The sequence below is a fragment of the Wolbachia endosymbiont of Drosophila nikananu genome, assembly GCF_028981865.1.
In the GTDB taxonomy this organism is placed as follows: Bacteria; Pseudomonadota; Alphaproteobacteria; order Rickettsiales; family Anaplasmataceae; genus Wolbachia; species Wolbachia pipientis_B.
Map to the genome: position 1 here is coordinate 46,809 of NZ_JAPQLL010000070.1, position 8,472 is coordinate 55,280.

Sequence of the window (8,472 nt, forward strand, 5' to 3'; positions counted from 1 at the left end):
TATTTTCTGTATTGGCGTTTTTTTAAGTCTTAAACACTGCAATTTAGCTGCTTTTAAACGCAACTCACCTTAGTTTAAATATTTAAGAAATTTACTAAGCAGAAAAAAAGGCAAAAGAAATCCCATGTTAGCTAATTGTCACTCTCTAATCCTGCAAATTGGCGTACTATACTGTCTTAAACGACTTATAAGCGCGTTTCAGCTTNNNTAGGTAAAAACCCAGAAATGTTGTGAAGACATAAGGTGCACATAGTGCAAAAAATTAAAAATAAGACGCCAACTACGTTGTTTTCTTGCTATTTAATCTGCACAGATGAAGATAACTGAATACCTTCAGTTTCATGATAAGGGGGCTGGCGGAGCTTGTCAAGCAAGTTTTTTCGTTTCTGCGGACTACTTGAATAACGGTTACAATGTTTGTACAATTATGCGTCATGCGCTGGAATCCGTTTTAGCCCTTATCTATATCTCAGTTCCACCAACAGTTATTGCGTCGACTTTGAGTGTTGGTTGACCAACTCCAACAGGCACATTTTGTCCATCTTTTGAGCATGTGCCAACACCGGGGTCCAACTTTAAGTCGTTGCCAATCATGGATACTTTTTTTAGCACTGTTGGCCCATCACCAATTAGTGTTGCTCCTTTGACTGGCTGTGTAATTTTACCATTTTCTATTAAGTAAGCTTCTGAAGATGAGAAAACAAATTTCCCTGACGTTATATCAACTTGCCCACCACCAAAATTTACTGCATACAGACCTTCCTTTACGCTAGATATTATTTCTTCCGGCGTATGTTTCCCTGGTAACATATAGGTGTTTGTCATGCGCGGCATAGTAACTTCTTTATAACTCTCTCTTCTACCATTACCAGTCGGATTTACACCCATAAGCTTGGCATTCATATGGTCCTGCATGTAGCCTTTGAGAATTCCACCCTCTATCAATATACTATAACTGGGTGGAGTACCTTCATCATCTATGCTAATAGAACCACGCAAATTAGGCAGAGTTCCATCATCAACTACTGTGATGCCACTAGCTGCTACTTGTTTACCAATAGAATTTGAAAATGCTGAGATTCCTTTACGATTAAAATCGCCTTCGAGTCCATGACCCACAGCTTCATGCAACAATACTCCCGGCCAGCCTGGACCTAGAATAACTGTCATTTCCCCAGCTGGAGTTGGAATTGCTTCAAGATTTACCAGTGCTTGTTCCAAAGCCTGGTTTGCAACTTCTTTCCACTTTTTCTCAGAAATAAACTTACTATAAGAATCCCTTCCACCGTGTCCTGCGGAGCCTCTCTCGGTTCGACCATCTTTCTCTACGATGACTAACACATTAAAACGTACTAAAGGCCTGATGTCGTTTAATCTGTGATCATCCCTTATTATCTGTACGACTTGCCATTCTCCACTTAGAGTTATTTTTACTTGCTTCACGCAGTTATTTTTGGACCTTACATACTCATTAACCTCATTGAGTAGTTTAATTTTTGAATTCAGATCCATTTCATTTATAGGGTTAATCCTCGAATATAGGCTTTTTGTCTCTTCGTTTAAATTTATTGAATTTGTTTTGTTTAAAGAAACTGAGCTTTTTACCATAGAAGCAGCATTACTAATTTCTTTTTCGCTGATCTCAGAAGAACAAACGAAAGATGTACTATCCTCACAAAAAGACCTTAAACCAAACCCCCTTCTGGTATTCAAGTCCATGTGTTTTAATATGTTATCCTCAAAAAGCAGGGATTCTGACTGGCAAAACTCTAGAAACAGCTCACCACCATCGCTATTGCTCAAAGCGTTATTGACTATTTTATATACGTTATTAATATTAACATTGTTTTGAGCGAAAAATACTTGATCTAGATTTGGCATTACCTTTGAACTAAAAATTGTTTAAGTATATTATTTAACTTCAACATAGTAAACTATAAAAAGCCCGGGTGGCGGAATTGGTAGACGCGCTAGCTTCAGGTGCTAGTAACTTTTTAAGTTGTGGAAGTTCAAGTCTTCTCTCGGGCACTCTTAGCTTCCATATTGCTTGTTGAATTAATTAATGCTATAATATAACATATTAGGTAATATTTATGCTATGTATGATGAAAAAAATAAGTTAGCCCACAGAAAGAAGGTACGAACTTATTCAAAACGCTTAGTTACTACACTATCTACTATCTCTTTCATTGGGTACATAGCGGCATTGGTCTTGAATATTCCTGTCTTAAGTCTGTATTTTAGTATTGCCGGCACTATATTAAGTGCACTTTCGTTTGCTTTAAATATATGGTCATTAAAGGATCATTTTCTACAGAAGCAACTTGGTGTAGCAGGACAAAAAAAACTAACAAAAATCTGTCTTGATATTACATCTAACGTTTCGTTTTTAATAGGAGGAATTGCATCTATATTGCCTATCGAATCTTCTATCATTCCTTTTGTTTCCACTGCCTTTTTTATTCTAGGCTGTGCCTTTATGGCAACTAATATCGTTCGAACTATGATTAGCGAACCACAGGCAGAAAAACCTACTAATGACCACTCCCTAGCTGCAGGAGCAGCTTAAGTATTAACTTATTTAACTTATACAGGAATATTAGTTATATCATTCCACTGAAGGAAGCCATTCAAAAGAGTTCAACGTAATTAGCGTCAAAAAAGTGTAAGCAGAAATTGTGGGCTTATTGGGGTAGGAGCGCTTAGTACTCCTACTTCCACATCAATTACTTGAATAGTTGCTCAAGCCATCAAAATAAAAATTTTTATTCAGTAATTTGTGTATAAAGGGTACTATTTTACTAGTAGTGAAATAAATCAGAATGAAGTCTATTTTATTAACGAGGCCTTTATTGGACTCGTTCAATACAAGAAATATATTGAGAAAGTATGGATACAAAGTTTTTATAGAACCAGTATTCACAATAAAGTACTTAAATCCTGATATATCTGCGTACGAATTTGACGTTGTAATATCCACAAGTAAAAATAGTGTAAAGGCTTTTAGTCAAATATGCAAAGTGGATGACTTTCCAATTATTACGGTTGGTAATTCAACCATGCAGGCTGCAAAAAATTTGGGATTTTCTGATATAATCTCAGCAGACAGCAACGTTGATGGTCTGATATCATTCATAAAAGCTCATTATTCAAATGCAATAAAGTTCTTGTATATAAGGGGGCAAGAAGTATCATGTGATCTAAAAAAGAGATTATCTGAAGAAGATTTTAACGTAAGAGAAGTTGTGCTCTATAAAACAATTATTAAAAGGAGTCTAACTAATAGGTGTAAAAATTTGCTGTTGGATGGTAAAATTGATGGTGTTGCTTTTTTTTCCTCACAGACAGCAAGGGTATTTTGTTCATTAGTTCTAAAAAGTGGGCTATCTCCTGTGATGAATAATACAGTTGCATATACCATGAGTAAAAACATTGCTGATAGTTTAAAGTTAATCAAGTGGAAAAAAATTATAACATCGAGGTTGCCTACTGGGGAGAGTTTAGTTGATATAATTAATAAGGATTGCTGATGCTAAAGATTGCAACTTGGAATGTAAACTCCATACGTAAAAGAATTAACCAACTTTGTAGTTTTATAGTTGATAGTCAGATAGATATAGTTTTGCTGCAAGAGATAAAATGCACGGAAGAGCAATTTCCTTATGCAGAGATAGAAAAGTTAGGATATGAATATGCTATCTATGGACAAGTTGCAAGAAATGGCGTTTGTGTTTTATCTAAATATCCGATACTGGAAAAACTAAAAATTGACATTGTAGAAGGTCATCAAGAAGCACGTTATATAGAATGTGTGATAAAACACACTAATCAGAAGGTAAGGGTAGGAAGTGTATACGTGCCAAACGGCCAAAGCCTAGACTCTCAAGCATTTGAATATAAACTCAAGTTTTTTGATAATTTATATAAAAGAATGGACAATTTACTGAAAAATGAGGAGATAACCGTTATAGTTGGCGATTATAATGTTGCACTGTATGAAATTGATGTTTTTGATTCAGATTTATTAAATGGCCAAGTGTGCTTTCATATAAAAGAACGTGAGAAGTTAAGAGCAATCCTAAATTTGGGGTATAAAGACGCATTTAGAATATCCCACTCCAATTTGCAACAATTTACTTGGTGGCATTATCAAGGCAATTCGCTCAGAAACAATCAAGGAATGCGAATAGATTATATGCTATTATCGCCACAAGCTGTAGATAAATTGGAAACATGCTACATAGATGATAGATTGCGTAAGCTAGAAAACCCATCTGATCATACTCCTGTTGTATGTATTATAAAACAACAGCAGACCTCTTACATAACTCACTTTTGGCAAATCTAAGGGTTATGGCTGCTGTCCTGTGCTTTTAGCTGGCTGATCCAAAGTAACTTGTTCAAGCACAGTAGACTGACTCTTTTGAGTAAGTTGCTCCTCAGCTGTTACAGCAGGTTGATTACTCTGCTCAGTTTCATTAACTTCGGATCCTAAAATTTTATTGATACCATCGCTAATTTCATTATCCCATTCTTTTCTTTCCTTTTCATCTCGTGGGTCATATAAAGTACCTTTTTTATTATTTGAAAAAAGAACTTCAACTCCACTCTTTACGACAAGTATTGTGCCGATAGCAGCAAAAACTACTCCGATTGTGGTAGGACCAAAAATTGACATTAGAATAGTGGAAAGAAGGATAGGAAAAAAGATCTTGCTTAAGAACGTTGTTACCATCTCTTCATCACTGAGCGGTGGCTCATCCTCCTCTTTTTTATCTTTACTTAAGAATGATATTTTTTTTTTCATCCCATTCATAAAAGAGCTAAAAAAGTTTTTAGGATCTACCTTTATTCCAAACGGCCACCCGGGAAGCTTTATGAATGAATGTTTAGCTTCTGTACCGCGTATATCAGCTACACACTTGGTTATTATTTGCTGTATTTTATCATTATTTAATTTCTCTTCTCTAGCTAAGCCTTGCTTCCTAATTTCTTCAAACACAGAAAGTAAAAGCTGACAAAAGTTTTCTTCACTGAGTAACTTTATATCTTCTGGATTGACATTATTGAATATCTTACCACTGTTCTCAAATACAAAAGTAAAAATTTTCTTTTCATCTTCATTATTTAATTGCTTTAATTGTTTGTTTAATGACTCCAGATCACGATGTAATTTTTGTTTTTCTTTATCTGAAAGTTCTTCTTTCAATTTCTGTTTCTTCTTTTCTATTTCCTGTTTCGTTTGCTTTTCTAGATTTTCTGGATTTTTTAAAGTATCTAGGAAAGCACGATAGACTGCCTGATATTCCTCTTTTTCAAAAATTTTCTCATCTTTGCTAGTTACCTGATTTGAAGGTTCCAAATTCTTTGTTTGTGGAGTTAATATTTTTGTCATAACTGAGTTACTCACATTTACTATACTTTAATTGTAGCATATTTTTCATATTAATTCAAATAATCTATACTCTTAGAATCCGCCATGTTTCAGTCATAATTAAGAGCCCAGTTGTCGCCAACTTTTATTTCTACTTCAAGTGGTATAGAAATTTCTATTGCATTTTCCATTACGTCTTTCATAAGTTCTGCCGTTTCTTGTACCTTTTCATTCTCTACCTCAACCAGTAGTTCATCGTGAACTTGGAGGATTATTTTACCTATCTTCAACTGATCAAAAAGCTGAATCGTCGCACGTTTTATTATATCAGCAGCGGTTCCTTGCAGTGGTGCGTTTATTGCTGCCCTTTCTGCAAATTGTCTTACATAAGGAATTGTATTGTTTATGTCTCTTACAAAGCATCTTCTGCCAAACAAAGTTTCTACATAACCATGCAATCTTGCGATAGACACTGCTTTTTCCATATAGGCCTTTATTTCTGGGTAACAGGAAAAATAGTAATTAATGTATTCAGCAGCCTCCGCAATGGTAATTCCAAGCCGCTTTGCAAGACCAAATGGGCTAATGCCATATATAATTCCAAAATTAATGGATTTTGCCTTGCGTCTTAATTGCTCATCTATTTCTTGCACTCCAAAAACTTGCCTAGCGGTGATATCGTGAATATCTTGTCCGTTCGCAAAAGCTTCTTTAAATGCTGCAACGTTTGCAACGTGTGCCAGGAGTCTCAATTCTATTTGCGAATAGTCGGCAGAAATTATCTTGTATCCTTTTGGTGCAATAAACGCTTGTCTGATAAGATTTCCCTCTTCGCTTCTGATAGGAATATTCTGTAAATTAGGATTGCTGGAGCTCAGCCTTCCAGTTGCAGTTGCAGTCGTTGAAAAGTTTGTGTGTATCCTACCATCAATGGGATCAACTTGCTTTATTAGCGCATCAGTGTAGGTGCCTTTTAATTTACTTAAATGTCGCCAACTTAAAATTTTACCTGCAATTTCTACCCCTTCTTCTTCGAGTGCCTCTAGAACTTCATAATTGGTGCTATACGATCCAGATTTTGACTTCTTCTTTTTACTTAGCCCCATTTTATTAAATAAAATATCACTTAATTGTTTTGGTGACGCAATATTAAATCTTTCCTCTGATAAGTTATATATCTCATCTTCAAGCACGGCAATTACCTGCTGAAATTTATCGAACAGCTCCTGTAATTTTTGTATGTCCAGTAGTATTCCATTTTTCTCCATATCAAATATTACTTTCATAAGTGGCTTATCGAAGCGCTCGTAAATTGTGAACAATTTTTCCTGAAATAACCCCTGCTTTAGCTTTTCATGAATTGCTATTAAAGTTTTTGCCGAGAAAATTTCTGCATTTCCACTCAAATTATGTGCAATTATGTTTGGAATACTGTGATCATGCTTTCCTGTATCGAGGCTATATGACATGATCATCAAATCATCAACTGATCCTAGCACTTTCTCCATCGCAGGAAAGATTTTTCTGATTTCTTTTATATTATGGACTATTTTAAGCATCCCATTTGAAGGTAAAGTTGAGCTAACTACAATGAGCGCATCTTGTATACGGTTTTGATCTATATGAAAAACATTATCTTTGCTGTAAGCTAAGCTTAATGAGTTGTTTTCAAAGTGGCAATAAATTGCGATTTTGCCCTCATATCTACAATGCTCCAAGAATTTTTCTAATTCTTCGCTACTATATTCTGTTTTCTTTTCTGTGCTAGATCCATTATAAGAAAAAAGCTTTTCCATTTTACCTATTAAGGAATTGAATTCATACTTCTTTAAAAAGGATAATAATTTCTCCATATTTGGAGAATGGACTTCATATTTTGCAATATCATGTTGAAGGTCTACTTTTTCGCATAGTGATAAAAGTTCTCTTGAAATTAGTGCTTTTTCCTTATGTTCGGTAAGAATATTACGAATTCTCGTTTGCTCGATGTTATCAATGTTCTCTATAATATTATTCAATGAATCAAATTCATCTAGTAATTTAGCTGCAGTCTTCGGCCCTATTCCTGGAACGCCTGGAATGTTGTCAGATGCATCACCAGTTAGAGAAAATAAATCAAGAAGCTTGTGTGAGTTTACACCAAATTTTTCTACTATTTGTTTTTCATCTATATATATATTTTTAATGGGGTCGAATATTAAAATATTGTGGTTCAAGAGTTGAAATAAATCTTTATCTGATGAAACGACTACCACTTTAAAGTCTTTGTGGTAGGCGTATTTTGCAGCTAGTGTTGCGATTATGTCATCTGCTTCATAACCTTCAATTTCTTCATAGCTGAGGTTAAAAGCTTCTATGGCTTCCCTCAGTATGGTGAACTGTGGAATTAGATCCTCAGGAGGCGTTACTCTGTTTGCTTTGTATTCAGGATATAAATTGTGCCTAAAATTCTTTTTCCCTGCATCAAGTGCTATAGTTAAGTAGTCCGAATGGGCAATGTACTTAAGAACCATATTCAGAAAGCCATATACACCACCTATTGGCATTCCTGTTGTGGTAATTAAGTGAGGTAGTACATAGTAAGCTCTGAAAAGAAAACCATAGCCATCGATGATTGTGAAAGTTTTTTCTTTCATTGTAGATATTTATGCGTGCTTTTGATCGTCCACTATTTAGCTGCGAAAATCAAGTTTTTGTTTTTCTGCTTTTGGGCATTGTAAGAGATTTTACCGAAAATAGCATTCATGCATGGTTATACCAATTCTCATTAGACTTCTTGCATAACCATATAACGAACTTTTATTGGGAATAGAAACAAAAAACTTACTTGACAAGCCTCGCCAGCCCCCTTATTATGAAACTGAAGGTATTCAGTTATCTTCATCTGTGCAGATTAAACAGCAAGAAAACAACGTAGTTGGCGTCTTATTTTTAATTTTTTGCACTATGTGCACCTTATGTCTTCACAATATTTCTAGGTTTTTACCTACACAAGCTGAAACGCGCTTATAAGTCGTCTAAGACAGTATAGTACGCCAATTTGCAGGATTAGAGAGTGACAACTAGCTAACACGGGATTTCTTTTGCCTTTTTTTCTG

General features: G+C 35.1%; 6 protein-coding genes and 1 tRNA gene. 4 read left to right on the top strand and 3 right to left on the bottom strand.

Features of this window, described 5'->3' with window-relative positions; all coding sequences use genetic code 11:
* Positions 1-462: 462 nt before the first annotated feature.
* On the bottom strand, positions 463-1,881 hold the full coding sequence (gene tldD, locus OZD67_RS05430) for a metalloprotease TldD (RefSeq protein ID WP_182183971.1): 1,419 nt from the start codon (positions 1,879-1,881) through the stop codon (positions 463-465).
* A gap of 62 nt (positions 1,882-1,943) precedes the next feature.
* Between tldD and OZD67_RS05435 the strand changes: the two genes are divergently transcribed.
* The 4 genes from OZD67_RS05435 (at position 1,944) to OZD67_RS05450 (ending at position 4,348) form a co-directional block, all read left to right on the top strand.
* Positions 1,944-2,028: transfer RNA gene (locus tag OZD67_RS05435), tRNA-Leu, on the top strand.
* 70 nt (positions 2,029-2,098) lie between these two features.
* Positions 2,099-2,569: a hypothetical protein gene (locus OZD67_RS05440; RefSeq protein WP_182183969.1), complete on the top strand. Its 471-nt coding sequence runs from the start codon at positions 2,099-2,101 to the stop codon at positions 2,567-2,569.
* A gap of 253 nt (positions 2,570-2,822) precedes the next feature.
* Complete coding sequence (locus OZD67_RS05445; protein ID WP_182183967.1) at positions 2,823-3,530, top strand: uroporphyrinogen-III synthase; 708 nt, start codon at positions 2,823-2,825, stop codon at positions 3,528-3,530.
* Positions 3,530-4,348: an exodeoxyribonuclease III gene (locus OZD67_RS05450; RefSeq protein ID WP_182183966.1), complete on the top strand. Its 819-nt coding sequence runs from the start codon at positions 3,530-3,532 to the stop codon at positions 4,346-4,348. The genes OZD67_RS05445 and OZD67_RS05450 overlap by 1 nt, the downstream gene beginning before the upstream one ends.
* Positions 4,349-4,351: 3 nt before the next feature.
* On the opposite strand, the gene OZD67_RS05455 is transcribed toward OZD67_RS05450, so the two are convergent.
* The gene (locus OZD67_RS05455) at positions 4,352-5,395 is read right to left on the bottom strand and encodes a hypothetical protein (protein ID WP_274999753.1); all 1,044 of its coding nucleotides are present in this window, start codon (positions 5,393-5,395) and stop codon (positions 4,352-4,354) included.
* A gap of 89 nt (positions 5,396-5,484) precedes the next feature.
* A complete protein-coding gene (polA, locus tag OZD67_RS05460) occupies positions 5,485-8,010 on the bottom strand; it encodes a DNA polymerase I (RefSeq protein WP_182183962.1) in 2,526 nt (841 codons plus the stop codon).
* Positions 8,011-8,472: the final 462 nt, after the last annotated feature.

What these genes read in the sequence shown, in the direction of transcription:
- tldD (WP_182183971.1), bottom strand. Translation starts at nt 1,881, where the DNA reads ATGCCAAATCTAGATCAAGTATTTTTCGCTCAAAACAATGTTAATATT.
- OZD67_RS05440 (WP_182183969.1), top strand. Translation starts at nt 2,099, where the DNA reads ATGTATGATGAAAAAAATAAGTTAGCCCACAGAAAGAAGGTACGAACT.
- OZD67_RS05445 (WP_182183967.1), top strand. Translation starts at nt 2,823, where the DNA reads ATGAAGTCTATTTTATTAACGAGGCCTTTATTGGACTCGTTCAATACA.
- OZD67_RS05450 (WP_182183966.1), top strand. Translation starts at nt 3,530, where the DNA reads ATGCTAAAGATTGCAACTTGGAATGTAAACTCCATACGTAAAAGAATT.
- OZD67_RS05455 (WP_274999753.1), bottom strand. Translation starts at nt 5,395, where the DNA reads ATGACAAAAATATTAACTCCACAAACAAAGAATTTGGAACCTTCAAAT.
- polA (WP_182183962.1), bottom strand. Translation starts at nt 8,010, where the DNA reads ATGAAAGAAAAAACTTTCACAATCATCGATGGCTATGGTTTTCTTTTC.